General features: G+C 71.1%; 23 protein-coding genes and 2 pseudogenes. 12 read left to right on the top strand and 13 right to left on the bottom strand.

The genetic code is table 11. The features are described 5' to 3' along the window. Nucleotides 1-9 precede the first annotated feature (9 nt). Nucleotides 10-408: a (R)-mandelonitrile lyase gene (locus tag OG912_RS34530; RefSeq protein WP_327712743.1), complete on the bottom strand. Its 399-nt coding sequence runs from the start codon at nucleotides 406-408 to the stop codon at nucleotides 10-12. A gap of 41 nt (nucleotides 409-449) precedes the next feature. Beyond that, on the bottom strand, nucleotides 450-1,019 hold the full coding sequence (locus OG912_RS34535; protein ID WP_327712744.1) for a TetR/AcrR family transcriptional regulator: 570 nt from the start codon (nucleotides 1,017-1,019) through the stop codon (nucleotides 450-452). A 201-nt stretch (nucleotides 1,020-1,220) separates the two neighbouring features. Between OG912_RS34535 and OG912_RS34540 the strand changes: the two are divergent. The 5 genes and pseudogenes from OG912_RS34540 to OG912_RS34560 all read left to right on the top strand — a co-directional run bounded on the left by OG912_RS34540 (nucleotide 1,221) and on the right by OG912_RS34560 (nucleotide 7,127). Beyond that, nucleotides 1,221-1,511 (top strand): annotated as a pseudogene (locus OG912_RS34540) (SHOCT domain-containing protein). Further along, nucleotides 1,508-2,278: an ABC transporter ATP-binding protein gene (locus OG912_RS34545; RefSeq protein ID WP_327712745.1), complete on the top strand. Its 771-nt coding sequence runs from the start codon at nucleotides 1,508-1,510 to the stop codon at nucleotides 2,276-2,278. Before OG912_RS34540 ends, OG912_RS34545 begins: the two are co-directional and overlap by 4 nt. Then, nucleotides 2,275-4,845: an ABC transporter permease gene (locus tag OG912_RS34550; RefSeq protein WP_327712746.1), complete on the top strand. Its 2,571-nt coding sequence runs from the start codon at nucleotides 2,275-2,277 to the stop codon at nucleotides 4,843-4,845. The genes OG912_RS34545 and OG912_RS34550 overlap by 4 nt, the downstream gene beginning before the upstream one ends. Nucleotides 4,846-4,910: 65 nt before the next feature. Further along, complete coding sequence (locus OG912_RS34555) at nucleotides 4,911-6,176, top strand: IS701 family transposase (protein WP_443061018.1); 1,266 nt, start codon at nucleotides 4,911-4,913, stop codon at nucleotides 6,174-6,176. A 489-nt stretch (nucleotides 6,177-6,665) separates the two neighbouring features. Further along, a complete protein-coding gene (locus OG912_RS34560) occupies nucleotides 6,666-7,127 on the top strand; it encodes a hypothetical protein (RefSeq protein ID WP_326734521.1) in 462 nt (153 codons plus the stop codon). 204 nt (nucleotides 7,128-7,331) lie between these two features. Here OG912_RS34560 and OG912_RS34565 read toward each other — a convergent pair whose 3' ends face one another. Both OG912_RS34565 and OG912_RS34570 read right to left on the bottom strand, forming a co-directional pair. After that, nucleotides 7,332-7,823, bottom strand: coding sequence for an ATP-binding protein (locus tag OG912_RS34565; RefSeq protein ID WP_327713615.1), 492 nt, complete (start codon nucleotides 7,821-7,823; stop codon nucleotides 7,332-7,334). A gap of 215 nt (nucleotides 7,824-8,038) precedes the next feature. Beyond that, a complete protein-coding gene (locus OG912_RS34570) occupies nucleotides 8,039-8,332 on the bottom strand; it encodes a hypothetical protein (RefSeq protein WP_326740497.1) in 294 nt (97 codons plus the stop codon). 250 nt (nucleotides 8,333-8,582) lie between these two features. On the opposite strand from OG912_RS34570, the gene OG912_RS34575 reads away from it, so the two are divergent. Continuing rightward, the gene (locus OG912_RS34575) at nucleotides 8,583-9,734 is read left to right on the top strand and encodes a PLP-dependent cysteine synthase family protein (protein WP_327712747.1); all 1,152 of its coding nucleotides are present in this window, start codon (nucleotides 8,583-8,585) and stop codon (nucleotides 9,732-9,734) included. A 48-nt stretch (nucleotides 9,735-9,782) separates the two neighbouring features. Here OG912_RS34575 and OG912_RS34580 read toward each other — a convergent pair whose 3' ends face one another. From OG912_RS34580 to OG912_RS34590, 3 genes are all read right to left on the bottom strand, one after another. Beyond that, complete coding sequence (locus OG912_RS34580) at nucleotides 9,783-10,262, bottom strand: SRPBCC family protein (RefSeq protein ID WP_327712748.1); 480 nt, start codon at nucleotides 10,260-10,262, stop codon at nucleotides 9,783-9,785. 177 nt (nucleotides 10,263-10,439) lie between these two features. Continuing rightward, the gene (locus OG912_RS34585) at nucleotides 10,440-10,892 is read right to left on the bottom strand and encodes an SRPBCC family protein (RefSeq protein WP_327712749.1); all 453 of its coding nucleotides are present in this window, start codon (nucleotides 10,890-10,892) and stop codon (nucleotides 10,440-10,442) included. Between the two features lie 53 nt (nucleotides 10,893-10,945). Further along, complete coding sequence (locus OG912_RS34590; RefSeq protein ID WP_327712750.1) at nucleotides 10,946-11,788, bottom strand: DeoR/GlpR family DNA-binding transcription regulator; 843 nt, start codon at nucleotides 11,786-11,788, stop codon at nucleotides 10,946-10,948. A gap of 280 nt (nucleotides 11,789-12,068) precedes the next feature. On the opposite strand from OG912_RS34590, the pseudogene OG912_RS34595 reads away from it, so the two are divergent. Further along, nucleotides 12,069-14,353 (top strand): annotated as a pseudogene (locus tag OG912_RS34595) (hypothetical protein); the annotation flags it as partial. Here OG912_RS34595 and OG912_RS34600 read toward each other — a convergent pair. The 4 genes from OG912_RS34600 to OG912_RS34615 form a co-directional block, all read right to left on the bottom strand. Further along, a complete protein-coding gene (locus OG912_RS34600; RefSeq protein ID WP_327712751.1) occupies nucleotides 14,326-16,758 on the bottom strand; it encodes a right-handed parallel beta-helix repeat-containing protein in 2,433 nt (810 codons plus the stop codon). The pseudogene OG912_RS34595 and the gene OG912_RS34600 overlap by 28 nt on opposite strands. Before the next feature lie 151 nt (nucleotides 16,759-16,909). Next, nucleotides 16,910-17,515, bottom strand: a complete 606-nt coding sequence (locus OG912_RS34605; RefSeq protein WP_327712752.1) for an Rv1733c family protein — start codon at nucleotides 17,513-17,515, stop codon at nucleotides 16,910-16,912. 133 nt (nucleotides 17,516-17,648) lie between these two features. After that, nucleotides 17,649-18,473, bottom strand: a complete 825-nt coding sequence (locus tag OG912_RS34610; RefSeq protein WP_327712753.1) for an MOSC domain-containing protein — start codon at nucleotides 18,471-18,473, stop codon at nucleotides 17,649-17,651. Between the two features lie 41 nt (nucleotides 18,474-18,514). Continuing rightward, nucleotides 18,515-19,000, bottom strand: a complete 486-nt coding sequence (locus OG912_RS34615; protein WP_326734512.1) for a DUF6643 family protein — start codon at nucleotides 18,998-19,000, stop codon at nucleotides 18,515-18,517. A 256-nt stretch (nucleotides 19,001-19,256) separates the two neighbouring features. On the opposite strand from OG912_RS34615, the gene OG912_RS34620 reads away from it, so the two are divergent. After that, a complete protein-coding gene (locus OG912_RS34620) occupies nucleotides 19,257-20,609 on the top strand; it encodes a TerD family protein (RefSeq protein WP_327712754.1) in 1,353 nt (450 codons plus the stop codon). 13 nt (nucleotides 20,610-20,622) lie between these two features. On the opposite strand, the gene OG912_RS34625 is transcribed toward OG912_RS34620, so the two are convergent. Then, on the bottom strand, nucleotides 20,623-21,795 hold the full coding sequence (locus tag OG912_RS34625; RefSeq protein ID WP_327712755.1) for a glycosyltransferase: 1,173 nt from the start codon (nucleotides 21,793-21,795) through the stop codon (nucleotides 20,623-20,625). A gap of 58 nt (nucleotides 21,796-21,853) precedes the next feature. Here OG912_RS34625 and OG912_RS34630 point away from each other — a divergent pair, with 58 nt between their 5' ends. Together OG912_RS34630 and OG912_RS34635 are read left to right on the top strand one after the other, a co-directional pair. Next, nucleotides 21,854-22,639 carry a glutamate racemase gene (locus OG912_RS34630; protein ID WP_327712756.1) on the top strand — a complete coding sequence of 262 codons (786 nt, stop codon included), beginning with the start codon at nucleotides 21,854-21,856 and terminating at the stop codon, nucleotides 22,637-22,639. Nucleotides 22,640-22,708: 69 nt separating this feature from the next. Then, a complete protein-coding gene (locus OG912_RS34635) occupies nucleotides 22,709-23,272 on the top strand; it encodes a hypothetical protein (protein ID WP_327712757.1) in 564 nt (187 codons plus the stop codon). Nucleotides 23,273-23,358: 86 nt separating this feature from the next. On the opposite strand, the gene OG912_RS34640 is transcribed toward OG912_RS34635, so the two are convergent. Next, on the bottom strand, nucleotides 23,359-24,468 hold the full coding sequence (locus tag OG912_RS34640; protein ID WP_327712758.1) for an O-antigen ligase family protein: 1,110 nt from the start codon (nucleotides 24,466-24,468) through the stop codon (nucleotides 23,359-23,361). 195 nt (nucleotides 24,469-24,663) lie between these two features. Between OG912_RS34640 and lnt the strand changes: the two genes are divergently transcribed. Together lnt and OG912_RS34650 are read left to right on the top strand one after the other, a co-directional pair. Then, nucleotides 24,664-26,259: an apolipoprotein N-acyltransferase gene (gene lnt, locus OG912_RS34645; protein ID WP_327712759.1), complete on the top strand. Its 1,596-nt coding sequence runs from the start codon at nucleotides 24,664-24,666 to the stop codon at nucleotides 26,257-26,259. A 30-nt stretch (nucleotides 26,260-26,289) separates the two neighbouring features. Beyond that, on the top strand, nucleotides 26,290-26,772 hold the full coding sequence (locus tag OG912_RS34650) for an NUDIX hydrolase (RefSeq protein ID WP_326734505.1): 483 nt from the start codon (nucleotides 26,290-26,292) through the stop codon (nucleotides 26,770-26,772). The last annotated feature ends 2 nt before the right edge of the window (nucleotides 26,773-26,774 follow it).

Below are 26,774 nucleotides of genomic sequence, written 5' to 3' on the forward strand. Positions count from 1 at the left end.
GTGCGCTCCTCAGGCTGCGGGGTACTCGGGGACGCGGGCCTCGCTGTGCCAGTGGATGGTGCTGCCGTCCTCGGCCGCCTCCACGAGGGCGAGATGGGTCATGAACGTGCGCGGTGCGGCGCCGTGCCAGTGCCACTCGCCCTGCTCGATCCACACCGTGTCGCCCGCCCGGATCGCCTCCACGGGCCCGCCTCTGCGCTGCACCAGACCTTCGCCCTCGGTGACGTGGAGGACCTGGCCGTGCGGGTGGGTGTGCCATCCGGTGTGACCGCCCGGTGCGAAGTGCACGCTGAACAGCCTCAGCCTGGACGGCGGTTCGGGCGCCGCGAGCTCGTCGATCCAGACAGTGCCGTTGAAGTGCTCGGCCGGTCCGCACTGAGTGTCCGGCCTGTTCCTGGTGATGCGCATGCGCGAGATGCTCCTCGGGGTGGATGACGTATGACAGGCAGTCAGGAGGCGGCCGTACCAGGGGCGAGCAGCGTCAGCAGCCCGCGTGCGGCCGCGTCGAAGGCGTCCGTCGAGCCCGAGGCGCGGGCCAGCACATAACCACCCTGTACGGTCGCGACGATCGCCGCCGCGATGTCGTCGGGGACCAGCGAAGGGCTGAACTCGCCGCCGTCCAGGCCCTCCTGGACGATCTCGGCGAGCCGGCCGCGGAGCCAGGTGATCGTCTCGTCGACGGGTGCCCGCAGTTCGTCGCTCGCGACGACCTCCGGGTCCATCGTCAGCCGCCCCACCGGGCAGCCGCGCAGCACATCGCGCTCCCGCAGCAGATAGCCCGAGATCCGCTCGTACGCCGACCCGGGTGCGTCCAGCACCCTGCCCGCCGTGGCGCGCAACTCCTCGGCCGTGCGGCGGATGGCCGTCAGGGCCAGATCCGGCTTGCCGGCGAAGTGGTGGTACATGCTGCCCTGGCCCGCGCCCGCATGCTGCTGGATGGCCTTGGGGCTGGTGCCCACGTATCCGCGCTCCCACAGGAGCTCCCTGGTGGCTTCGATCAGACGGTCCGAAGTGCTCATGCGCTCACTGTACATACCAGTAGGTACAGAATCCAGGCCCGCGATGCTCGGCGGCCGGGAGCAGGAGCGGGACCGCCGTCTACTCCCGCCGGGGTACGTGCACTGCCGCTGGCTGTACGACGACGCGGACCCCCTGTGGAGACAGGCTCGGTGGTGTCGCAAAAGCGTGCATCCGAACCGTGAACCGAGGAGCTGACCGAGATGAACACCCTGGCCTTCGACGGTGGACCCGGACCGTGGGTCCTTCTCTTCCCACTCGTCTGGGCAGCCGTCGTCATCACCGTCGTCACCGTCCTGTGACGCACCGTCCGGCGCGGACGGCGCGGCCCCTGGCAGGCCCGCGCGGCGCAGAACGGCCCCGCCGAAGCCTCACCGATCACCCTGCTCGGGCGGCGCTTCGCCGCCGGGGAGATCGATGAGGACGAGTACTGGCGCCGCCTCTCCGTCCTCGACGAACAGTTCGGCACCCTCGGCAAGGGCGGTGCGGCATGACCGCCGCCGCTCCCGCCACCACGACCGCCGCCCGGGTCGTCGACGCAGTGAAGGTCTACGGCACGGGCGACACGGAGGTCAGGGCACTGGACGGGGTGAGCGTCGGCTTCCCGGCCGGCCGCTTCACCGCGATCATGGGGCCCTCGGGCTCCGGCAAGTCCACGCTGATGCACTGCGCCGCCGGACTCGACACCCTCACCTCCGGCACGGCCTTCATCGGCGACACCGAACTCGGGGCGCTCGACGACCGCAGGCTCACCCTGCTGCGCCGCCGGCGCATCGGATTCGTCTTCCAGGCCTTCAATCTGCTGCCGACGCTCACCGTCGCCGAGAACATCACACTTCCCATGGACCTGGCGGGGGAGCGCCCGGACCGGGCCCGGCTGGACGCTCTCATCGACACGGTCGGACTGCGCGCCCGGCTGCACCACCGGCCCAGCGAACTCTCCGGCGGTCAGCAGCAGCGGGTCGCCGTGGCCCGGGCCTTCGCAGGGGATCCGGAGGTCGTCTTCGCCGACGAGCCCACCGGCAACCTCGACTCGCGCGCCGGCCGGGAAGCGCTCCGGCTGCTCGGCCGCACGGTCCGGCAGACCGGCCGCACCGTCGTCATGGTCACCCATGACCCGGTCGCCGCCGCGCACGCCGACGAGGTCGTCTTCCTCGCCGACGGCAGGCTCGTCGACCGGATGCCTGACCCCACCGCCGAACGCGTACTCGACCGTCTCAAGGCCTTCGATCCCGCACCGGGCATTCAGGGGATGCCATGACCAGCACCCGCGCCTCCGTGCGCATCGGCCTTTCCTCGCTCCGTGCCCACCGGTGCCGCTTCGTCGGCACCCTGACCGCCGTCCTGCTCGGCGTCGCCTTCCTTGCCGGGACCCTCGTCATGGGGGACACCCTGCGCGCGAGCTTCGACACGATGTTCGGCAATGCGGCCAGCGGCACCGACGCAGTCGTCCGCAGCACCAACGTCGTCACCGTGTCCGGCGAGTCGGAGGGCACCCGGCAGCCCGTGGCCACCGGCCTCGTGAACCGCATCGACAAACTGCCCCAGGTCGCCGCTGCCGCTCCTGACATCCAGGGGGCCGGCCAGCTGATCGGCGCCGACGGCAAACCGATCGGCGGCCAGGGGCCGCCCACCCTCGCCGGAAACTGGATCGACGACCCCGGGCTCAACCCCTACCGGCTCGCCGAGGGGCACGCCCCGTCCGCGCCCGGCGAGGTGGTCGTCAACCGCGGCACCGCAGACAAGGGCGGGCTGAAGATCGGCGACACAACCGTCCTGCGCACCCCCGACCCGGTGCGTGTCACCGTCGTCGGCCTGGCCACCTTCGGTGGCGAGGACGGCATGGCGCAGGTGACGTACACCGCAATGACGCTCGCCGACGCCGAGAAGCACCTCACCCCGAAGCCCGGCCAGGCGTCGAGCATCCAGGTCCGGGCCGGTCCCGGGACCAGCCGGCAGGAACTCGTCGACGCACTGCGGCCCGTGCTGCCCCCGGACACCGAGGCCATCACCGGACAGGCCTCGGCCGCCGAGAACCAGGACATGATCTCCGGCGCCTTCCTCAGCCTGTTCACCACGCTGCTCCTGGTGTTCTCCGGCATCGTGCTGCTGGTCGCGACCTTCTCCATCCACAACACCTTCGCCATCGTCGTCGCCCAGCGCACCCGGGAGAACGCCCTGCTGCGCGCACTCGGCGCGTCCCGCCGGCAGATCCTCGGTTCGACCCTCGTGGAGGCGACCGTGGTCGGCATGATCGCCTCCGCAGCCGGTCTGGCCGGCGGCATCGGCATCGCCGCCGGACTCCAGGCGCTCTTCCCCGCGATCGGATTCCCGTTCCCCGAGGGCTCCCTGGTCATCAGTGGGGTGTCCATGCTGCTGCCGCTCGCCGTCGGCGTCCTCGCCTGCGTCGGCTCCGCCCTGGTGCCCGCCGTCCACGCCGGACGCACCGCACCCCTCGCGGCCCTGCGCGAGACCGACGTCGACGACTCGGCCGGCTCCCGGCCCCGTGCCGTCAGCGGACTCGCCCTGCTGCTTGCCGCGGTCGGCGTGATCCTGACCGGTGCGTCGGCTGCCCCGTCCGTCTGGCTGTCGGCCGCCGGCGCGGTCCTGGCCCTCGCCGCGTTCGTCGTACTCGGCCCGATCGCCGCCTCCTGCGCCGTACGGATTCTCGGCGCGCCGCTCGGGCGGCTGCGCGGTGCCACCGGCCACCTGGCCCGGCGCAACGCGCTGCGCAGTCCCAGGCGGACCGCGTCGACCGCGACCGCGCTGATGATCGGCGTCGCGGTGGTCTCGCTCTTCACGGTGTTCGGTGCCTCGCTGAAGGCCACGATGAACCAGACCGTCGACCGGTCGTTCGCCGGTGACGTGGCCATCAGCGCCCCCTCCTTCGGCGCAGGCGGCAGCGGACTCAGCCCCCGCCTCGCCCCCGCCGTCGACCGGCTGCCGGACGTGGCCACCGCTGTCGGCCTGGGCAGGGGCGTCGCAGAGGTCAACGGTTCCGGGCGCGCCCTCACCGTCACCGATCCGGTCGCGCTGGCCAAGGTCTTCGATCTCGGCCGGATCGACGGGTCGTTGAAGACGCTGGGTGCGAACGGCCTCGCCGTATCCGGCACCGAGGCGGCCGAGCGAGGGCTGCACACCGGCTCAACCGCTCGGCTCACCTTCACCGACGGCCAGGAGCGGACCTTCACCGTCCAGGCCGTGTACGGACAGGCGGAACTGGCCGGTGACTACGTCATCACCCGCCAGGCCTGGGCCCCGCACCGCGGCCAGGATTCCGACTCGCTGATCGCCGTGTCGTTCAAGGACGGGGTGTCCGTGGCCGACGGCAAGGGCGCGGTCGCGAAGACCGCCGCCGCGTACGGGAACCCGGACGTGCAGACCCGAGGTGAGTTCGCGCAGTCCTCGGCGGGCGGGATCGACATGATGCTCACGCTGGTCTACGCGCTGCTGGCCCTGGCGGTACTGATCGCCCTGCTCGGCATCGCGAACACCCTCACTCTGGCCATTCACGAACGCACCAGGGAACTGGGCCTGTTGCGGGCGGTCGGACAGACCCGGAAGCAGCTGCGGGCCATGGTCCGCTGGGAATCGGTCCTGGTCGCCGCGTTCGGCACGACCGGGGGTCTCCTGCTGGGCGGCTTCCTCGGCTGGGTGCTGGTCAAGGCATCCGAGGGCGCGGGCGACACCGCGTTCGCCTTCGCGCTCCCGCCGATGCGGCTGCTCGTGGTCGCCCTGGTGGGCATCGCGGCGGGCGCGCTGGCCGGCTGGCGGCCGGCCCGGCGGGCGGCGCGGCTGGACGTTCTCCGCGCCATCGCCACCGACTAGTAGGGCTTGGTCATGTGCGGTTTGTGATGGCGTGTCTTCTTGATCGGTGGTGTCGTTGACCGGGTGTGCTGAGTGAGGAGTTGGCTGCGGTCCGGTGTGATCTGGAGGACTTCGCGGCGGAGATGTTCGAGCCGTTCGCGCGGGCGGATCAGCGTCGGTGGGGCGGGGTCTATCTGCGGGGCCTGCTGCTGGACGGCGGGCGCAAGTCGGTGGAGCCGATGGCCGCCCGCCTGGGCGAGGACGGGAACCGGCAGGCGCTGGCCCACTTCGTCACCTCCAGTCCGTGGGATGCGGCGCATGTGCGGGCCCGGCTGGCCTGGCGCATGCAGCCGGTCATCAAACCCACCGCCCTGGTCATCGATGACACCGGCTTCCTCAAGGACGGGGACGCCTCGGCATGCGTGACCCGGCAGTACACCGGCACGGCGGGCAAGGTCACCAACTGCCAGGCCGGAGTCTCGCTCCACTTGGCTTCCAACGGCGCCTCGGCGGCGGTGAACTGGCGGCTGTTCCTGCCCGGGAGCTGGGATCCTGCCTCGCCAAAGGCCGACCAGGCCAAGGTGGCCCGTCGTGACAAGTGCGCCATCCCTGCCCAGGTGGGGCATGTCGAGAAGTGGCAGCTGGCCCTCGACATGATCGATGAGACGCGGTCCTGGGGCATCGAGGTGCCCCAGGTCATCGCCGACGGCGGCTACGGGGACACCGCCGCCTTCCGGCTCGGCCTGGAAGAACGAGGTCTCGACTACGTGGTGGGCATCTCGACCACGACCACCGCGCAACCCGAGGACGCACAGCCATGCACCCCGGCCTACTCCGGCCGGGGCCCGCGGCCGATTCTTGCTTACCCCGAGCCGGCCCAGCGAGTGAAGAGCCTGGTCATCGCGGCCGGCAAATCCTCCGCGCGGCCGGTGCAGTGGAGGGAGGGATCACGGCCGGGCAGCGGCCGCAGCGGGTTCAAGCGCATGTACTCGCGCTTCGTGGCCCTGCGGATCCGGCCCGCCGGACGTGAGATCCGCATGGCCGCGGCCACCGCCGAGCTTCCGGTCCGCTGGCTGCTGGCCGAATGGCCCGCCGACCAGGACGAACCCGTCCAGTTCTGGCTCTCCAACCTGCCAGAGACCACCCCGCTGCCCGTCCTCGTGCGCACCGCGAAGCTCCGCTGGCGCATCGAGAACGACTACCGGGAGATGAAACAGGCCCTGGGCCTGGCCCACTTCGAAGGCCGGACCTGGCCAGGCTGGCACCACCACGTCACCCTCGTCTCGGTCGCCCACGCCTTCTGCACCCTCCAGCGACTGAACCGATCCCCAAAAGAGACGGCGCCGGCCTGAGCCTCTACCGAGTCGTCCGCGAACTGCAGACACTCCTCGCGACCTGGACCGGCGCCTGCCCCACCTGTCACCGCGACATGCCAGACCCCGCACCAACATGACCAAGCACTACTAGGACCTGTCCTGTTCGTCGGCCACGGGGCACCATCGCGAAGATGAGTTCCGGCCACGACATCACGAGTCAATCCTCAGCCGGAATCAGTTACAGGTGAGAATCAGTCATTCTGCGAATGCATGAAGGCGGCCCCCGGTCCGGCACCGGGGCCGTCAGCATTCCCTTAGGTTTCCATCCAGGACCGACACAGCTCCACTGCATCATCAATAGCCTGGGGGAGGGCTGGATCCGGCCAATAGTGACGGGAGTCCTGGCGGCCGTCCTGCATGATTGGCCACGCCTTCCCGGACCTTTCTGCCCCCACCGGAAACGGGAATTGCAACAGTACGCCCTATTCGCGAAGTTTGGCAAACGGATCAGAAGGAGATCTCTGAATGCGTAATATCTTCCGGTTTCAGGCAAAGGGGATGAAGCGGAGCCTGATATCTCTGGGGGCTGCTGTGATGGCGGTAGGGGGAGCGAATCTTGCGCTTGCCCCCAGTGCCTTCGCCGGAGGCTACGGGTGTTCGGGCTCGCTCGTGCACACGCAGAACCTTTTGGTGAGTGGAAAGGTTTGGTCCACGGGTTACATTTACTACTCCACGGCCAACGGCGGAACCAACTGCATTGTTCTGGTGGCGAAGAAGTACGCGGGGACGCCGCACTATATGTATGTTTCGCTGTCTGTTGATGGTCGGTCCGGAACGAAGAAGGATGAGGGTCGATTCAGTTCCTACGCCGGCCCTGTGACGCAAACGAACACGAATGGCCATTGCGTTTCTTCCACTTTGTGGGAGAACTCTCCAAATGATGAAATTCAGGCCGGTTGGCCTATTGATCATGTTGCCTGCGGATAGAGCACCTGGCGCCCCTTTGGCCCGGTCATGACCGGGCCTCCCCTGCGTGCCTCCCGTGGATGAGGCTGCGGGAAAGGGGGATGAGGCGTCGTGGAGGTCGGTGCGGCGTTCTCGGTGGACGGTGAGCAGCTCGAAGCGGTGGCACAGGGTGAAGCCCTGTGCCACCGCTTCGCGGAACTGGCCCGTGGGCGCCCCGCTGCCGCTTCAGCCGACGACCACCGACCGCGCCGCGGAAGGCGACACGCCTTCCGTCGCCGTGATGCCGTTCAGCTCGAACGGCCCGTCGGTCGTCGCCCCGTACAGCGCATGCGGTGGCTGCGTGGCGAACAGGGAGGGCGTGGGGAGGGTGAACCAGACCACCTTTCCCGTACCGCCCCGGGGGCGGACTCCCCAGCTCTCGCTGACCGCGGCAATCAGTGCGAGCCCGCGCCCCGATGTGCTGGAGTCACTGGCCTCGCGCACGGTCGGCATCCGTGGGTCGTGGTCGTGGACGGACACCGTCAGCCGTTCGAGCAGCAACTCGACCTCGACGGTGCATGATTTGTCCGGCTGTGCATGCCGGTGGACATTGGTCAGCAGTTCTGTGACGCCGAGCGCTGCCTGGTCGATCAAAGGATCGAGGTGCCAGTAGCGCAATTGCGCCGAGATGATTCTGCGGACCTGACCGATCCGCGACGGCAGGGCCTGGAGCTCCACCGTGCAGTGCCTGCTTGGCTCGCTGATCACGGCTGCGACTCCCCGAAGTAGGTCCGGAAGAAGACGAAGGAACGGATCCAGCAGATGGCTGGCTGCTGATTCGCCCGGCGGCCTGGATCGCATTGTCACCGCCGGTGAACCATGAGTGACGTGACTCCAATGTCGCCCAGCTGCCACGGCTCCGCAACTCGCGGTGTCCCTCCGGCGCCGCTCCGTCAGCCCCGCCGGCCCCCCGCCCTGCGCACGGCTTCGAGGAAGCGGCGAGCGGGGGCGGCGTCATCGGGCTTGCCCCGGCGCCGCGGCATCGTCAGCCGGTACCGCGTCCCGTTGACCCGCGCCACCGTCGCGTCCTCGCCCGCGAACCACGGTCTGCCCGCACGCACCGTGCCCACCGGCGCACTGTCGATCTCCACGCCGTAGCTGGTGAGCAGGGCCACCCGGCCGTCCTTGACGGTGACCTGCCCGGCCCGGGTGAGCGAGCGCGCCCACCGGTCGATCCGTACGCCCATCTCGCTGAACTCCGTTTCGTGCACGGCCCCTTCGCCCCCTTCATCGCACCCCTGAGAGGAAGTGTGCACATCCGGGAGCGTGTGCACCAGGGCGGAACGGGACGCACATGTCCATTCCCGACGCGATTGTCCGCCGGAGCCGCCCCGCAGCACCAAGGCAGTGCTATGGAGTATCAAAGTCAATGTTTGCCCAGGCGGGGGGAATATCGTGGGGCTCGCCGAGACCGGTCGTAGGAGGAGAAGCGCGCTGATGGGCACGAGTGAGCACAGGCACCACGGCGAAGCCGTGGCGACCGTCGACATCGACCGTACCGACCTGGCGTACCGCGCCTGGCTCAAGGAGGCCGTCCGCAAGGTCCAGGCCGACGCCAACCGCTCCGCCGACACCCATCTGCTGCGATTCCCGCTGCCCGAGAGCTGGGGTATCGACCTCTATCTCAAGGACGAGTCGACGCACCCCACCGGCAGCCTCAAGCACCGGCTTGCACGGTCGCTGTTCCTCTACGGGCTCTGCAACGGCTGGATCCGTCCCGGCAAGCCCGTGATCGAGGCGTCGAGCGGTTCGACCGCTGTGTCGGAGGCGTACTTCGCGAAACTGATCGGTGTCCCGTTCATCGCCGTGATGCCCCGCACCACCAGCCCCGAGAAGTGCCGGCTCATCGAATTCCACGGTGGCCGCTGCCACTTCGTCGACGACTCGCGCAAGCTCTACGAGGAATCCGCCGGTCTCGCCGCGGAGACCGGCGGCCACTACATGGACCAGTTCACGTACGCCGAGCGGGCCACGGACTGGCGGGGCAACAACAACATCGCGGAGTCCATCTACCAGCAGCTCAGGCTGGAGCGGTACCCCGAGCCCGCCTGGATCGTCGCCACAGCGGGCACGGGCGGCACCTCGGCGACCATCGCGCGGTACGTGCACTACATGCAGCACGACACCCGCATCTGCGTACCCGACCCGGAGAACTCCTGCTTCTTCGACGGCTGGACGCACCACGACCCCCACGCCACCAGCGACCGCGGCTCCCGCATCGAGGGAATCGGCAGGCCGCGGATGGAGCCGAGCTTCGTCCCGGGCGCCATCGACCGGATGATGAAGGTCCCGGACGCGGCCAGCGTCGCGGCCGTGCGCGCCCTGGAGCGGTCCATCGGACGGAAGGCGGGCGGCTCAACCGGCACCGGGCTGTGGAGCGCCTTCAAGCTGGTTGCCGAGATGGTCTCGCAGGGCCGTACCGGCAGCATCGTCACCCTGATCTGCGACCCGGGCGACCGTTACCTCGACAAGTACTACTCCGACGACTGGCTGGCCGCCCAGGGCCTGGACATCGCCCCGTACTCCCAGGCCATCGATCAGTTCCTGGCCACCGGCAACTGGCCGGTACAGAAGGAGGGTTCGGCCTGATCTGTCGATCGTGGCGCTGTCGGGGGACGTGCCGGCGCGATACGTCCCTCAGGCGGCGGCCGCCGAGAGCCGCCGGTCCAGATTGCCCACCGCGTCCCGGAACGACCTGCCCACCGCCCCCCGCGCCCGCCGCAACGTGAACCGGAACAGGGGCGAACCGTCGGCCGCGAAGGTCCACTGCACCCGTGTGCCGGAGCCGGCCGGGCTCAGCTGCCACTCCTCCAACAGGGCCTTCAGGCCCGGCGCGTTGGACCGGTCGGCCCGGTAGGCGTACCGCGTGCCGGGATCGGTGGCGACGACCGTCTCCCGGAACGTGATCCCGCCCTGCAGCCGCACCTCGCGGCCCGTGCCCCCGTCGAGCGGCAGCGCCACCTTCACCTGTGTGAACCAGCCGGGCCAGCCCTCGACGTCGTCGGCCAGGGCGCGGTACACGGCATCGGGCGGCGCCGACACCTCGGCGGCATAGACCAGTCGCAGCGGCGCGGACTCGACGAAGTCGAGTTCTACGGAGCGGAGTTGGCGTGTCATGGAACGCACCTCCCGTGCGGTCGGCGGCGGACGGGTTCGCGCATACCTTAGCTGGCGCACCGTCAGATGTCGCCGGGCCCGGCGGCCCCGGATCATGAAGCGTGACACGCAGGGGCCGGACCGTCGACCGGGCCCCGGTGTGCGACCTGGCCCCGGTGTGAGACCGGGACCCGACCCTCAGCGATACGGCTGTGCCGGCCTGTCCAGCATGGAATCCAGCACCCGGCCGAAGATCCGCCGGCCCGCGCCCGCGACCAGCGGATCGGCCCACCGCGGCTGCAGTCGGGCGCCCAGCTCCTCCACCCACACCACATGGGAGCCGGCATGGGTGGGATAGACATCGATCGAGGCCCGGCCCCGCACCACCCGGCCGCGCTTCTCCAGCCGGCACATGCCCGCACGGCTGCCGGCCGGCGGTGACCACCGCACCACTTCCATCGGATCGTCGAACCCCAGCGGGCCGATTCCGGTACGGGCCACGAAAACGGTTCCGATACGCGTGGGCAGCCCGGTGGGCACGGTGATCGTCGTCAGCGGCACATGCGCGGCGTGCCGCTCCCAGTCCGTCACCCGGCGCCAGGACTCGGCTGCGGGCAGAGGGGTGAAGCGCTCGATCCGGAAGACGGCCACAGGTCGATCCTAGGACGTCACAGCCCCGGCGCGAGCCGAGCGGAATCCGCGGCTCAGTCCTGCGCCGGCTCGCCGTCCGTGCTCCGGCCCGCCACCACGAGACCCGGAAGATGCTCCTCGATCTCCTCGCGGGCACCCCCGGACAGGCCCGCGTCCGTGACGAACGTGTGTACCTGTTCCAGCGTGGCGAACGAACTCAGGCCCACCGTGCCCCACTTGGTGTGGTCCGCGACCACCACCACACGCCGCGCGGACTGGACGAAGCGGCGATTGGTCTCGGCCTCCGCCAGATTCGGCGTGGACAGTCCGCCCTCCACCGAGATCCCGTGCACTCCGAGGAACAGCACATCGAAGTGGAGCGAGGCGATCGCCCGGTCGGCGACGGGGCCGACCAGCGAGTCGGACGGCGTCCGGACCCCGCCGGTGAGTACCACCGTCGCGGCACCGGGCCTCGAGCCGGCCGAGCCCGGACGCTGTGCGGCATGGAACACATCGGCGACCCGCACCGAGTTGGTCACCACCGTCAGATCCGGTACGTCCAGCAGATGCTGGGCGAGGGCGTAGGTGGTGGTACCGCCAGAGAGCGCGATGGCGCTGCCCGGCACGGCCATCGCGGCGGCGGCCCGCGCGATGTCCTCCTTCGCGGTCAGCTCAAGCGCCGACTTCGCCTCGAAGCCGGGCTCGTGCGTACTCGCCTCGACGACGGGCACCGCTCCGCCGTGCACCTTCTCGATGACACCCTGGCGGGCCAGCGCATCCAGGTCCCGGCGGACGGTCATGTCCGAGACGTTGAGTTTCCTGGTCAGCTCGTTGACCCTGACCCCGCCGCGCCTGCGCACCTCGTCGAGGATCAGCGCACGCCGCTGCTCCGCGAGCAGATTCTGATTCTCGCTCAACGCTGTGCCCGGTCCTTCCCTCTGGCCGTGCGGCAGTCCATGTCGACGGCTCATCCTGCCACGCGGTGTCGCGGGCCGCCGCACTGGGGAGATTCCGTAAGAGCGGTGCGGGCACCCGGATCCATCCATCACTCTGGTGACCGGGCATCAGCAGCGTCCCCTCCGGGCTTCCACATTCGAGAGCGAGTCCCCCGTGCCATCTGCCTCCAAGGCCCCGCAGAGCGAAGGACCCGCACTGGAGCTGCTGGTCCACGGCGTGGGCGGAGCGACGCCTCAGGAGATGCTCGTCGATCCGCGCACGGTCCGGGTCACCGGTGACGCCACCGCCGCCATCTACCGGCGCTCCGGCGACATCGACGCGGAGTCACACCCCGAGCGCTACCGGGACCGGCCCATCGCCGAGGCGTACTGCTGGTCCAACCTGACATCCGGCAACGGCTCCCGCGCGTTGTGGCTGCTGCTGCTTCCGTTCATGGTGATCAACCTCGCCCACTGGATGCGCCCGGCCGCCACGCGCCGCCCCAGGGCGATCCGGCTGTACGGCGTGCTCGTCCGCCTCATCGCGCTGAGTCTCACGGTCCTGCTGACCGCAGCCGTCTGCGAGGTCGCGCTCGATCTGACCGCCTGGCAGTGTGCGGGCGTACCGGACTGTTCCGACCAGCGGTCCTGGCTGGGGTTCCTCTCGGCCGCACAGGGCGGCTGGTGGTCCCAGCCGGGCCGCCGCCTGGCCCTTGCCGCCCTGGCCCCGACCGGGCTGGTGGTACTGCTCTGGTATCTGTCCAACCGGACCTGGAGCGCGTACGAGTCCCAGCGACCGCTCACCGGCGCGGACCCGGAGGACGACACACCGCAGCCGGCCCCCGGGACGGATGAGACCACCGTGGTGCGGCCCGCGCTCGGACGGCCCGGATTCTGGTACGGACGCCGGCTCGTCGCGCGACTGCGTGCCGCCCACACCGCGGCCGGATTCCTCACCGTCACCGCCTTCGTCACGGGCGCGGCGGCCCGCCAGGACCGTTCCGGCGCCGGGCCGGTGCCCGAAGTGTTCGGGAGGCTGATCGAGGCGCTGCTCGTGGCGGGGACACTCGTCGTGGTCTGGGTGGTCTGCCGGCGCGGCCGGAGCGAACGGCGCCTGGACAACCGCCTCGACCGCGCCGTCGTCACGTACCTGCCCGCGACCGCCCTCGCCCTGCTCGCCCTGGCCGCCATGCACGCCGCCTGGTCGCGCCCCGGCTGGGTTTCTGCCGGCACGCTGCCCGGTGACGTCATGTTCCGCGTCGTCACCCTCGCCCAGGGCGCCCTCGTCGTCGTCCTCGCCGTCGTGTCGCTGAACCTGTACCGGCGCAGCCCCGAGCCGCGCACCGTGCTGCGCGGACTCGGGGGCCCCGCCGTCGCGATGCTCGCCTGTGCGCTCGGCGGTGTGATGACCGGTGGTGTGGCCCAGCGCGTCGCGGACTGGCTCGACGGTCCCGGCAGCCCCGGCATGGGACGCAGCGCCGTCATAGAGGGACCGCCGGTGCTCCTCAGCTGGCAGGCCTCCGTCATTCCCGTGCTGCTGGTGCTGCTCCTCGTCCCGGGCCTCGTGCTCGGCGTACGTACGTATCGAGTGGCCCGCCGGCTGGAGCCGCTGATCGACACGGAGTACGAGGAAGCGCGGCCCGACCCCGCGCGTACGAAGCAGATCGCCCGGACCAGGGCCACAGCCGCACTCACCGACTCCGCACCCGGCATGCTGGGCCTCGTCTCCGGCGCGACCCTGCTGCTCGGCGCGGCAGCGGTCGGCGGGGCGTGGGCGAGCGGGCAGGTTCCCGGGCTCGCGATGGACGGCAGCAGCCCCTTCGTCGAATCGGTGGCCGAGGCGGCGCAGTCCACCGGATCCTGGCTCATCGGCTTCGGCTTCCTGCTGTTCGTCGCCTGCGGACGGCGCGCCTACCGGGACGCCTCCGCCCGGCGCACCATCGGCATCCTCTGGGACGTGGGGACGTTCTGGCCGCGTGCCGCACACCCCTTCGCCCCGCCCTGCTACGCGGAACGCGCCGTCCCCGACCTGGCCTCACGGATGTCCGGCTGGACCGCGCGCACCCGCGGCCGGCTCGTGATCTCGGGCCACTCCCAGGGCAGCGTTCTGGCTGCCTCCGCGGTCTGGCAACTGCCCGCCGGGACCCGCGGCCGGGTCGCCCTGCTCACCTACGGTTCGCCGATCGAACGACTCTACGGGCGCTGGTTCCCGGCCTACTTCGGGCCCGTCCAGTTGCACGGGCTGCACCGGTCGGTGCACTGCTGGCGCAACCTGTGGCGGGCCACCGACCCGATCGGCGGCGAGGTACGGCTCGGTGAGGAGTCCGGTCCCGAGGTGGACCGGGGCCCGCTCAAGGATCCGCTGGTCTACGGGCGCACCCCCGAACACCCGCTCCCCGAGCCGGTGCTGGGGCACTCCGACTACCAGGCCGACCCCGTCTTCGCCCAGGAGCGCGCCGCGCTCCTGGCCCGGCTCGTCCCCGTCCTGCCCCATCAGGCGGACGAGTCCGGGAGAGGACTCAGGGGAGTTCCGGAAGGTCTTCCGGAAACAGCAGAGTGAGGTCGTCCGTGCTCATCTCGGCAAGCTGGGCGACCCGGCCCGCATGCCGTTCGACCATCGACTCGAAGGTCTGGCGGGCCGTGCGGCCGTTACCGAAGGCGGGCCCCTTGGGAAGCTCGGTGAAGTACTTCAGCAGCGCATCCCCGGTTCCGGAAGCCAGGCTGTACTCCTGCTCCTCGGTCTGCTGCTCGACGATACGAAGGAGCTCACCGGGCTCGTAGTCGCTGAAGGTGATGGTCCGGGAGAAGCGGGACGCCACACCGGGGTTGACGGTGAGGAACCGCGCCATCTCATGGGTGTACCCGGCGACGATGACGACCACCGCGTCGCGGTGGTCCTCCATCAGTTTCACCAGCGTGTCGATCGCCTCCCGGCCGAAGTCCCGGCCGGAGTCCTCGGGTGACAGGGCATACGCCTCGTCGACGAACAGCACCCCGCCGCGTGCCCGGTCGAAGGCCTCCTGGGTACGGATGGCGGTCGAGCCGATGTGCTCGCCGACCAGGTCGACCCGGGACACCTCGACCAGATGCCCCCGCTCCAGCACCCCGAGGGAGGCCAGGATCTCGCCGTACAGCCGGGCCACCGTGGTCTTGCCGGTGCCGGGGGAGCCGGTGAAGACGAGATGGCGGCGGACCGAAGCCGCCTTCAGACCGGCGAGCTGACGCCGGCGGCCCACCTCGATCATGTCGGTGAGGGCGCGCACCTCGCGCTTGACGCTGTCGAGGCCGACCAGCGCGTCCAGCTCGCCGAGCACCGCTTGGGACGTACGCGCGGGCTCGGCCGGCACCTCGGCCGCCACGGGCTCCACGGCGCGCGGCGAAGGGACAGCACCCAGCAGCCCCGGCGTCGACTGGGTGGCCGTCAGGACGGCGGGCGGCGGGGGAGTGGCGGTACGCAGAGCGCTCTCGTCGCTGCTGCAGTCCTCCACGACCGGCCCGGTGGCCGAGCTGTCGCCGTGGGCCCCGCCCTCCGCGAACTCGTAACCGCCACGGGCGCACCGCTCGGTGCGGCAGCGCTTCAGCGTCGTACGGCAGCCGTCCATCACATGGAAGCCGTACCCCTCGCTGCCGGTGACCCGGCAGCTGTGGAAGGTGCCGCGGCCCTCGGCCGACACATAGAAGCCGGCCTCGGCGGGGGAGGTGACGGTACAGCGCTCGATCGTCGGATCGGCGCCCTTGGTGACGATCACTCCGGTCTGCACCGCGTCGATGGTGCAGTTGTTCAGGGTTCCGCCGCTGCCGTGGTCGCGGAACCAGGCGCCGGTCGACGCTTCCCTGATGCGGCAGTCGTCGAGCTGGGCGGTCGCCCCGTCGCTGACCGAAACCGCCGTGTTGCGGACCTGCGACAGATCGCTGTCCACGACATCGGCGCGCGAGCCCCGGTCGAGGACGAAGAGAGCGTCCGGCACGTCATGGACGCGGCACGAATCCAGTATCACGGTGGCCCCGTCGCTCACCCAGACCGCGGGGTAGTCGCCGGTGCTGTCGTGGATCTCGCACTGGTTGGCGTCGACCCGGGTGCCCGGGTCCCAGACCGAGAGTCCGTTGCGGCCGAACCGGCGCACGGTCGAGCGGGTCAGCGTGAGGACGGCGCGCGACCGCAGGTCCACCGCGTTCTCGGGGATGTCGTGGATGTCGCAGTCGGCCAGCGTGAGCACCGCGTCGGTGTCCAGCGTGACGCCGTCGGCGGAGGTGCGGTGCACCGTGCAGTCGGTGAGATGGGCTGCGGCGCGGGCGGACACCTGTATCCCGCTGCCCTTGATCTCGTAGATCTCGCAGCCGACCGCCTCCAGTCCGCTGCCCTCACCCGTGACCGACAGGCCCGCGCCCGAGGCGTGATGGATACGGCAGCGATCGAGGCGGGGGTGCGCGCCGTCGCGCACGGAGACACCGGACTGCCCGGCCGAGACGATCTCGCACTCCTCGAACACCCCGCCCGCACCGTCGAGTACGGCGATGCCGACCCCGGCCGGATTGTCGACGGTGCAGCGGCGCACAGTGGGCCGGGCCGCACCGCGCACCTCTATCCCGGCGGCCGAGCGGGTCACGATCCGCAGGCCGGCGATCTCCGGGGCGCCCTCCTCGACCAGCAGGGCCGGGCCGGCGGAGTCCTGGCCCTCCACATGCAGGTCCTGGACGACAGCGGAGGCGCGCAGAGTAAGTGGGACGCCGTCGACGGGGGCGATCCGCACGGAACCGACGGAACCCTCGGGCCCGCGCAGCGTCACCGCGCGGGCGATGACCAGATTCTCCCGGTAGGTGCCCGGCGCGACGGTGAGCACGTCACCGTCCGCCGCCGCTTCCAGAGCCGCGGTGAGGGAGGCGTACTCGCCTGTGCGGCGCCGCCACCGCGATGTGCCGGTGTGCGTCACCTGGACCGTGCCCTGTGCCATGGCGCTGTTGTGCCCCCACCTCGTGCGTGTGTGATGCCCGTGTCACCGGCCTCGCGGCAGCGACCACCCGGGGTCCCCTCGAAGGAGTGACGGGCAGGCCGGTCCACCGTAGCGCGCGCGGAGGGCGGGAGTTGACCCGATCAGCAGGTCTTCAGCTGCCGGTGCCCGTCCTGCCCCAGTCCGGACCGGCCTTGGCCCACGCCCGGTCGAGCCGCTCGTACCGCCGTTGCACCATGCGCCATACGATCAGACGCCGCCCGCCCTCGATCAGCAGGACAGCCAGCATTCCCGCGCCGAATCCGGCCAGCGCGGCGTGGGTGTGCGCCGTCGGCGCGTCCATGGGGCGAAGCGCGGGGTTGCCCGCCAGGTCGGTCCAGATTCGCACCCGCGCGCCGGTCGCGGTGTCGTGGGAGGTGGTCGTCACCGTGGCGCTGCGCGCCGTACCGTCCTGGGCATGCCAGCGGGCCACCACGGTCGTCTGCGCCATTCGGTCCGTGGAGACCTCGGGGTCCGACACATGGTGCCGGTCGGCCACGCGGCGCACCACGACGGCGGTGGTGAGCCGACGGTCCGCTTGCTGGGCCCGTACCGACTCCTGCAGTGCCTGGTCGGTACGCGATCCGCAGTACCAGCCGAGCGCAGGTGCCATCACCACGAGCAGAAGAAGCGCCACCAGAGCCACCCACGCCTCGCGCCTGTCCGTGGCGCGGCGCAGCGGATTGTGCCGCCAACGCCAGACTCCCGTGAACGTTCGCACAGTCCTGCACCCCCTTCCGTATCCGTCATAACCCGATACGGCGCGGTCCGCGCGCCGGAGCGACGAAGAGAGAGCAACCTCACCCCTTCAACCCGCCCCGCTTCCCAGGGAGTTACCGGTTCACCGGGATGTTTCAGCCCAGGATGCGCACAGGGTCCCCGATCCGGACGACTCCCGCCGTGTCCGGGATCAGATTCTGGCCGAAGAGCAGCTCCTTGCCGGACAGGCGGTGCCGGGCGAGCGTGCGCAGGGGCTCGGCGCCCCGGCGGGCGGTGTGCTGGTCGGTCGTGGTGATGACGCAGCGGGCACTGGGCTTGACCACGCGGAACGTCACGTCGCCGATCGACAGCCGCGTCCAGCCGTCCTCCGCCCACGCGGCCGTGCCGGCCACGACGACGTTGGGCCGGAAGCGGTTCATCGGCAGCGGCCCCTCGCCGGGGTGGTCACCCTGCGCGATGAGCGAGTTCAACGCGTCGAGCGAGGCGAGGGTGGTGAGCAGCAGAGGGAAACCGTCGGCCAGGCTCACGGTCTCTCCCGGCCGTGCGTAGGCGGGGTCGATGACCCTGCGCCGGTCCGGCGCGTCGAGATGGACCAGCCTGACCTCCGCGCCGAGGAAGTCGCCGAGCCAGGCGTGGGCGCTCGACGCGGCCTCGACCACGTCGAGCCGACTGCGGTGCAGCACCACGCCGATCGTCTCCCGCGGCTCGGGGACCTCCACGGTGAGCGCCGCGCTCCCTGGCGCGGCCAGCATGATTCCGCCACCCGGCACGGGGGTGGCGGAGATCAGCGCCATACGGGGCTGCTGACGCTGCGTGACCACCTTGCCCGTGGTGTCGACCAGCATCCAGCGGCGGTCGCCGTCGAGTCCCCATGGCTCGACGGCGGCCTCGCCGACCGTGCACGCGGCCAGCGATTTGACCGGGTGGATGTGGATGGCACTCAGTTCGGGAGAGGGCATGCCTCCATCCTGCCAGCCACTCCCCGGCAGCCCCTCGCTGTTTAGTAGCCCCGGCCCTGGTACGGGCGGTTGTACGGGTCCTCGTACGGGGACTGCGCGGGCGCAGGGCGCGGCGAGGCCGGACGCATCGACTCGTAGCCGGTACCCGGCGCGGGCCGCTGTGGCTGCTGGTACTGCTGGGGCGACTGCGGCTGGTAGCCGCCGCGCCCCGCAGAAGGCTGCTGCGGAATGTACGGCGCCGGAGCGTGCTGCAGCTGCGCCGGCTGCATCGGCGCGTACCCCTGCTGAGCCATCGGCTGCTGGTAGCCGTACGACGGATTCGGCTGGGAGGGTGCCGCGGGCAGAGCCGGCAGGGCCGACGGCAGGGCCGGCAGGTAGCTGTTGCCGGTGTCATACGCGGCGGGCACTCGGATCGGTGCGATCTGAGGCGTGCCCCGCTCCGCGACCAGGGAGTCGTAGATCGGAGTGTCGGGGAACGACGGTGCGGCGTAGTAGCCGCCGCCGTAGGTGGAGCGGGGGGAGGTCATGGCACCTAAGTTAAGCCCACGATGTGCTGATTGGGGAGCCCGATAAGAGGGTTGTTTTACGTGTTGTGAGTGAACAGCTATCCCCAATGCGAGCGAACTTGGGAAAAAAGGACGCCCAGGAGCGTTGTGATCGTGTAAAAGGCGAGTTCACGGGGGGTTACCGGCGGGTCCACGGGCCCGTACGGACACCACTGTGGGCCGCGCGGCGGGACGGGCATTAGGTTGACCGGGAAAAGTCTCGGCAGCCGGACTCGCGATGGGGGCGAGCATGACCATGCTTAAAGGAACCAATGTTCCGGTGCCGGCTCAGGCCGTGCGCGTCGAATTGGGGTGGCGCGCCGCCCCCGGAACCCCGGACGTGGACGCCTCGGCGCTCCTTCTCCTCGGGTCCGGAAAGGTACGCAGCGACGCGGACTTCGTCTTTTACAATCAGCCGTCCCACGCATCCGGAGCGGTACGCCACGAGGGCAAGCGGACCGCCGCCGGCGCCGCCACCGACACGCTCTCCGTCGACCTCGCCCGGATGGAGCCCGCCGTCGACCGCGTGGTGCTGGCGGCCTCCGCGGACGGTGGTTCGTTCGGCCGGGTGACCGGGCTCTATGTGCGGATCACGGACGCGGCGAACGGCTCGGAACTCGCCCGCTTCGACAGCACCGACGCCACGGTCGAGACCGCCTTCATCCTGGGAGAACTCTACCGGCGCCAGGGCTCCTGGAAGTTCCGGGCGGTCGGCCAGGGCTACGGCACAGGGCTCCAGGGGCTCGCCACGGACTTCGGGATCTCCGTCGACGAACCGCAGCAGTCCCCGCCGGCGCCCCAGCCGCATTCGCCGCTCCAACCCCAACCGCCCCACCCCGCAACCAGGGTTGCCGCCACGCCGCCTCCGCCGCAGTACCCCCAGCCGACGCCTGCCGCCCCGATGGCCCCGCCGGTCCCTCCCGCGCCGCCGGCACCGCCCGTCACTCAGCCCGTCCGGCTGACCAAGGTGACACTTACGAAGGAGGCGCCATCCGTCTCGCTCGCGAAGCAGGGCGGCACTTCGGGAGCCATGCGCGTCAATCTCAACTGGGAAGTGCGCAAGCAGTTCAAGGGGTGGGGCAGCAAACTCGGCAGGGCCGTCGCGCAGCACGCGGATCTCGATCTTGATCTCTGCGCCCTCTACGAACTGACCGACGGACGCAAGGGGGTGGTGCAGGCGCTCGGAAACGCCTTCGGCGCTCTCCACCAGCCGCCCTATATCCAGCTCGACGGCGACGATCGCACAGGCGCCGTCGCCTCAGGCGAGAACCTGACGATCAACCTCGACCAGAAGGCCAGGATCCGCCGGCTCCTGATCTTCGTCACCATCTATGAAGGGGCCCGGAGTTTCGCCGATCTGCATGCGACCGTCACCCTCCAGCCACAGCACGGCGCGGCGATCGACTTCTCGCTCGACGAATGCACCGTCCCCTCGACGGTCTGCGCGCTCGCACTCATCACCACCAACGGGAACGACCTCACCGTGCAGCGCGAAGCCCGCTATCTCGTGCCGCAACGCGGAGTGAGCCCGCAGCGCACCATCGACCAGGCATACGGCTGGGGCATGAACTGGACCCCCGGGCGCAAGTGAGACCGGACGGCGGTCACTGATCCGGTGCGGCTTCGGGACGGGCGTACGTACGCCCCTTCCAGGCCGCACCGCGGCCGCGGTAGTGCTGCACCGCGGAATCGACCGTCATCAGCAGATACAGCATCGCGGTGAACGGCAGCAGCGGAGCGAGCCACAGCGACTGCCGGTAGTAGCCGAGCATCGGCATGTACGTCCCGGCCATCACGGCCCACGCCGCGCCCCCGGCCCAGGCAGCCGCCGGTTCGCCGCCCAGCAGCCCCGCCACGAGCGTCACGGGCGGCGCCAGGTAGATGAGTGCGAGCCCGAGCACCGTGCCGAGCAGCACCAGCGGACTGTGCCGCAACTGCGCGTATGCACTCCGCGAGACCATGCGCCACAGGTCCGCCAGGCGCGGATACGGCCGCACGCTGTCCACGCGCTCCGCGAGCCCCAGCCAGATCCGTCCGCCGCTGCGCTGCACCGCCCGCGCCAGGGACACGTCGTCGATCACCGCCTGCCGGATCGAATCCGGCACCCGTGCCCGTACGGCCGCCTCGGTCCGCAGCAGCACGCATCCGCCCGCCGCGGCGGCCGTCCGGGTCCCCGCCCGGTTCACCCACCGGAACGGATACAGCTGCGAGAAGAAGTAGACGAAGGCCGGCACGACCAGCCGTTCCCAGACGCTCTCCACCCGCAGCCGCGCCATCTGCGAGACCAGGTCGAAGCCGCCCGAGTCGGCGGCCGCCACCAACTCCCGCAGACTGTCCGGTTCGTGCGCGATATCGGCGTCCGTCAGCAGCAGGTACTCGGGATCCCGGGACCGGGCCAGCGCGATCCCGTGCCGAACCGCCCAGAGCTTGCCCGTCCAGCCGGGCTCGGGTTCTCCCGGGGACACCACGGTGACGGGCAGCCCCGCGCACCGTACGGACAGCTCACGGGCGAGATCGCCGGTGCCGTCCTTGCTGCAGTCGTCGACCAGGAAGACCTCGGCGGTTCCCGGGTAGTCCTGCGCCAGCAGCGACGGCAGGCTCACCGGGAGCATGTCCGCCTCGTCGCGCGCCGGCACGACGATGGCGACCGAGGGCCAGTGCGCAGGGGCGGCTCGGCCCGGCAGCCGCTGGTCGGTCCGCCAGAAGAACCCCTGCCCCAGCAACAGCCACACCCACACGACCAGCGAACCCACGGCGATCCAGGCAACGGCGCTCATTGGCCGAAGTCTGCCCCACTGAGCCGGGACCGCAAGGGCGGTCGACTATGGTGACTGGGTGAAGATCGCGCTCATGGACTCCGGAATCGGCCTGCTCGCCGCCGCCGCCGCAGTACGCCGGCTGAGGCCGGACGCCGATCTGGTGCTCTCCTCCGACCCCGGCAGCATGCCCTGGGGGCCCCGGACGCCCGAAGACGTCACGGCACGCGCCCTCGCCGTCGCCCGTGCCGCCGCGGACCATCGGCCCGACGCGCTGATCGTCGCCTGCAACACGGCCTCCGTCCACGCGCTGGCCGCGCTCCGGGCCGAGCTGGAGCCCGCGCTGCCGGTCATCGGCACCGTCCCCGCGATCAAGCCGGCCGCCGCGGCAGGCGGCCCGGTCGCGATCTGGGCAACCCCGGCCACCACCGGCAGCCCGTACCAGCGCGGACTGATCCGTGACTTCGCCGGCTCCGCGGCCGTCACCGAGGTGCCCTGCCCCGGACTGGCCGACGCCGTGCAGTACGCGGACGAGGCCGGCATCGAGAAGGCCCTGGCCGCCGCCGCCGCGCTCACTCCGCCCGATGTGCAGGCCGTCGTGCTGGGCTGCACCCACTACGAGCTGGTCGCCGAACGCATCCGCGCTGCCGTCCAGCAGCCCGGCCGCCCGCCCGTCGTCCTGCACGGCTCCGCCGGCGCCGTCGCCGCCCAGGCCCTGCGCCGGATCGGGGCCGAGCCCGCTCCGTCGGCCGAACCCTCCACCGGACTCGCCGTTCTCCTCGGCGGACACCTGTCCGAGCTGCCGGAAACCGCCCTGGCCTACCGGGAAGGGCGCAGACTCTCCGCCGTCAGCACCACCCGCTGACCCTCCGGCGGCCCGACGGGGGCCGTTGGACCCGTCCCGGCGCGCGGATTCTTCAGTACGCTGCTTGGCATGAGGGACCACCCCCAGAATCCGACGCGTACCGGTGCCGACACGCACACCGCCGTCTGGACCGGCCGGGCCACCAACCGGACCCAATGGGTACTCGCGGCCGCCGGCGCCGCCTGCCTGGCGCTCGGCATCCAGCTCGCCGTCAGTTCCACCTGGACCTCCGGCGTCGCCCCGCTGCTGATGTCGGTGATCGGCTGCGTGGCGGCCGGACTGCTCATGCTGTTCGGCACCCTCGCCTTCGTGAACGTGGTGGTCCGCGTCGACGGTGACGCCCTCGAAGTGCGCTGTGGCCACATGGGGCTGCCGCGCCGCCGGATTCTGCTCACCCATGTGGTGGGCGCGGAGTTCGCACCGCAGGTCACCCCGCGCCAGTGGGGCGGCTGGGGCTACCGCTGGCGCCCCGAGAAGGGCACGGCCGTGGTCGTGCGCCGGGGCGAGGGGCTGGTGCTCAGGCTCGGCGACGGCAGGACCTTCACGGTCACGGTCGACGACGCGGAAGAGGGCGTCCGGTTCATCCGCGACCGCCTGCATCTGCCGCCCACCGGCGCACCGGCGGGCGCCTGACCTTCGGGGCGCGGCGGCCCGTGCGGATTCCGGCGCCGGATCGGTGCCGGCGCCATGCGTGCCGTCATGCGGGTTCCCGGCTCGTCTCACCGCTCCGCGCGGTCCGCCTGCGGATCGGACCCGGGCACGCCGTCCCCGCCGCGCGGCAACCGCTCCGTACCGGTGGCGCCCGCGGGGCCGCCCGCTCCGATCGGCCGCCTGGCCGAAGCCAGCCCGGCCAGCAGTCCCGCCCCCGCCGTCACCGGCGTGAAACTCAGCGCGTTGCCGACACTCGCCAGCGCCGCCAGTGCCGTGAGCGCGGCGCCGGCGGTCAGGGCCACCGCAGTGCTGCGCGGCGAGCGCCACAGGACGTACAGAAGCCAGCCGAACGCGGCCGCCAGCAGCACCACACCGACCACCCCCTGCTCGGCCGCCTGCTGCAGCGCCGCCGAGTGCGGCTTCCCGTCCGAACCGAGGGTCTGCTGCGCGGTGGGGCTCAGGTCGGCGAAGCGGTCGGGGCCGATACCGAGCCACGGGTGCTGCCCGGCCAGCCGCGCCGCGTCCTGCCACAGCTGCACCCGGTAGCTGGTGAGCCGGCCCTCCAGGGAGACCGTGAGCCCGCCGGGCAGCACGTCCTGGGCCACCGCCCACGAGAGGCCGGCCATCAGACCCGCGGCCAGCGCCAGACCGGCGAGAGCGAGCAGCCGACGGCGCGTCCTGACCGCCGCCAGGGAGCACAGCAGCACTCCGAGCGCCGCCGCGAACCCGGTGACGGAGCCGAGCCCGAGCGAGGCACAGGCCGTGCCGAGAGCCAGCAGCCGCAGGGCGAACCGCAGCGACTCCCGCCGGGCCGCGGCCGCCGCGCAGCAGGCAGCGCCGGCCGCCAGGACCAGCAGCGCGGCGCCCGCACCGGTGTGTCCCGGAGCGGTGTCCACGGTGGCCGTGGCACCGGGCATGCCATGACGCCAGACCAGCGCCATGCCGAGGGCGGCCAAGGCGGCGACGGCCGCGGTGGCCACCGGCAGCAGCGTTCCGCAGATCCGCCCGCAGGCGAAACCCGCCGCAACGGCGAGCAGCGCGAGCAGTACCCCTTCCGGGCGGGTCTCACGTCCGGCCGCGCTGATCAGCGACCAGATCGCACAGGCGGCCAGAATCAGTGCCCCGGCGATGTCGGAGGCGTTGCCGTCCTCGGGCCCCCGCTCTGCTGGTGCAGCCATCACGTCCGTCCCCCGGCCTGTGACCGTCCCGATCGCGAGGGCCGGATCCGGCCCGGTCGGCGGGGGACTGGCGCACAGATTAACGGCCGTGGCGGTCATATGTGCAGGAGATGCGAAGAAACGATCCGGCGGTACGGATTCCGCCACCGGGACAGGGCTCCCCGCCACATAGCCCGTCACCGTAGACTCCGCCGGGTGAGCACCACCATCGCCCAGGTCGGCGACCCGCAGAAGCCTGTCTCCGCCCCCCGAGCCGGCCGTCTGCTGCCGCGCCTCGCACGGCCCACCGCCGCCGTCCTGTCCGGGGTGATGCTGTACGCGAGCTTCCCGCCCCGGCCCCTGTGGTGGCTGGTCCTGCCCGGATTCGCCCTGCTCGGCTGGGTGCTGTTCGAGCGCAGGCTCCGTGCGGCGTTCGGCCTCGGCCTGCTCGCCGGACTCGGCTTCATGCTGCCGCTGCTGCACTGGACCGGCGAAGAGGTCGGCCCGGTGCCGTGGCTGGCCCTCGCCGCGGCCGAGGCGCTGTTCATCGCCGTGGGCTGCATCGGCATCTCGGCCGTGTCCCGGCTCGCCGGCTGGCCGCTCTGGGCGGCCGCGGTCTGGACGCTCGACGAGGCGCTCCGGGCCAGGGTGCCGTTCGGCGGTTTCCCCTGGGGCAAGATCGCCTTCGGGCAGGCGGACAGTGTGTTCCTGCCGCTCGCCGCGCTGGGCGGCACCCCGCTCCTCTCCTTCGCCGTGGTGCTGTGCGGCTTCGGCCTCTTCGAGGCGGTCCGCCTCTTCCGTATCCACCGCACCACGGGCGAACTGCCCCGCCTGGCGGCCGCAGCGACTGCGGCGGCCGTCCTGGTGCCGGTCGCCGCAGCCCTCGCATCCCTGCCGCTGGTGGACGACTCCGCCGAGGACGGCACCGCGACCGTCGCCGCGATCCAGGGCAACGTGCCGCGGCTCGGCCTCGACTTCAACTCCCAGCGCCGCGCCGTCCTGGACAACCACGCGAAGCGCACGGAGCAGCTCGCCCGGGACGTGAAGGCGGGCAAGGTCCCGCAGCCCGACTTCGTCCTGTGGCCCGAGAACTCCTCCGACCTCGACCCCTACCGCAACGCCGACGCCAGGATCGTCATCGACGACGCCGTGAAGGCGATCGGTGTGCCGACCGTGGTCGGCGCGGTCGTCGAACCCGACACGGGCAACCTGCGCAACACCCTCATCCAGTGGGAGCCGGACAAGGGCCCGGTGGCCACCTACGACAAGCGTCACATCCAGCCGTTCGGCGAGTACATGCCGATGCGTTCCTTCGTGCGCATGTTCAGTTCGGACGTCGACCGGGTGCAGCGCGACTTCGGGCCGGGCAAGAAGGTGGGCGTCTTCGACCTGGCGGGCACCCAGGTCGGCCTGGTCACCTGCTACGAGGCCGCGTTCGACGACGCCGTACGCGACACGGTCGAGCACGGCGCCCAGCTGATCGCCGTCCCCAGCAACAACGCCACCTTCGGCCGCAGCGAGATGACCTATCAGCAGCTCGCCATGTCCCGGGTGCGCGCGGTCGAGCACAGCCGTTCCGTGGTCGTCCCGGTCACCAGCGGTGTCAGTGCGGTGATCCGCCCGGACGGCACCGTGGTCCAGAAGACGAAGATGTTCACGCCGGACGCCCTGGTGGACGAGGTGCCGCTGCGCTCCTCGCTGACTCCGGCGACCAGGATGGGCCCGCTCCCCGAGGGCCTGCTGGCCCTGCTCGCGGTGATCGGTCTCGGCTGGGTGACGGCGCGGGCGGTGCGCGCGCGACGTGCCCGTTGAGCGGGTCCGCGCGCCACGTAGGGTCGTGGCATGGCCATTCCTGACTTCATCCGCGAGATCCGCGCCACCGCGGGTCAACAATTGCTCCTGCTGCCCGGCGTCAGCGCCGTCGTCTTCGACGACGAAGGCAGAGTGCTGCTCGGGCGACGCTCCGACACCGGTAACTGGTCGATCATCGGTGGCATCTCCGAGCCGGGGGAGCAGCCCGCGGCGACCGCGGAGCGCGAGGTGTACGAGGAGACGGCCGTGCGTTGCGTGGCGGAGCGGGTGGTGCTCACCCAGGCCCTGCCTCCCGTGCAGTACGAGAACGGCGACCGCTGCCAGTACCTGGACGTCACCTTCCGCTGCCGCGCCACCGGCGGTACGGCCCGGGTCAACGACGACGAGTCGCTGGAAGTGGACTGGTTCCACGTCGACGCGCTGCCGCCCCTGCAGGAGTTCGCCCTCTTCCGGATCAAGCAGTCGATGACCGAGGGCCCCACCTGGTTCGAGGCCACCGACCCGCAGATGTGACA

The sequence above is a fragment of the Streptomyces sp. NBC_00464 genome (assembly GCF_036013915.1).
GTDB lineage: Bacteria > Actinomycetota > Actinomycetes > Streptomycetales > Streptomycetaceae > Streptomyces.

Excerpts from the sequence above, each read along its gene's own strand:
- OG912_RS34600 (WP_327712751.1), bottom strand. The coding sequence starts at position 16,758 with ATGGCACAGGGCACGGTCCAGGTGACGCACACCGGCACATCGCGGTGG.
- OG912_RS34640 (WP_327712758.1), bottom strand. The coding sequence starts at position 24,468 with ATGGCTGCACCAGCAGAGCGGGGGCCCGAGGACGGCAACGCCTCCGAC.
- OG912_RS34575 (WP_327712747.1), top strand. The coding sequence starts at position 8,583 with ATGGGCACGAGTGAGCACAGGCACCACGGCGAAGCCGTGGCGACCGTC.
- OG912_RS34570 (WP_326740497.1), bottom strand. The coding sequence starts at position 8,332 with ATGGGCGTACGGATCGACCGGTGGGCGCGCTCGCTCACCCGGGCCGGG.
- OG912_RS34635 (WP_327712757.1), top strand. The coding sequence starts at position 22,709 with ATGAGGGACCACCCCCAGAATCCGACGCGTACCGGTGCCGACACGCAC.
- OG912_RS34550 (WP_327712746.1), top strand. The coding sequence starts at position 2,275 with ATGACCAGCACCCGCGCCTCCGTGCGCATCGGCCTTTCCTCGCTCCGT.
- OG912_RS34610 (WP_327712753.1), bottom strand. The coding sequence starts at position 18,473 with ATGCCCTCTCCCGAACTGAGTGCCATCCACATCCACCCGGTCAAATCG.
- OG912_RS34580 (WP_327712748.1), bottom strand. The coding sequence starts at position 10,262 with ATGACACGCCAACTCCGCTCCGTAGAACTCGACTTCGTCGAGTCCGCG.
- OG912_RS34545 (WP_327712745.1), top strand. The coding sequence starts at position 1,508 with ATGACCGCCGCCGCTCCCGCCACCACGACCGCCGCCCGGGTCGTCGAC.
- OG912_RS34560 (WP_326734521.1), top strand. The coding sequence starts at position 6,666 with ATGCGTAATATCTTCCGGTTTCAGGCAAAGGGGATGAAGCGGAGCCTG.
- OG912_RS34530 (WP_327712743.1), bottom strand. The coding sequence starts at position 408 with ATGCGCATCACCAGGAACAGGCCGGACACTCAGTGCGGACCGGCCGAG.
- OG912_RS34620 (WP_327712754.1), top strand. The coding sequence starts at position 19,257 with ATGGGGGCGAGCATGACCATGCTTAAAGGAACCAATGTTCCGGTGCCG.
- OG912_RS34625 (WP_327712755.1), bottom strand. The coding sequence starts at position 21,795 with ATGAGCGCCGTTGCCTGGATCGCCGTGGGTTCGCTGGTCGTGTGGGTG.
- OG912_RS34650 (WP_326734505.1), top strand. The coding sequence starts at position 26,290 with ATGGCCATTCCTGACTTCATCCGCGAGATCCGCGCCACCGCGGGTCAA.
- OG912_RS34535 (WP_327712744.1), bottom strand. The coding sequence starts at position 1,019 with ATGAGCACTTCGGACCGTCTGATCGAAGCCACCAGGGAGCTCCTGTGG.
- OG912_RS34615 (WP_326734512.1), bottom strand. The coding sequence starts at position 19,000 with ATGACCTCCCCCCGCTCCACCTACGGCGGCGGCTACTACGCCGCACCG.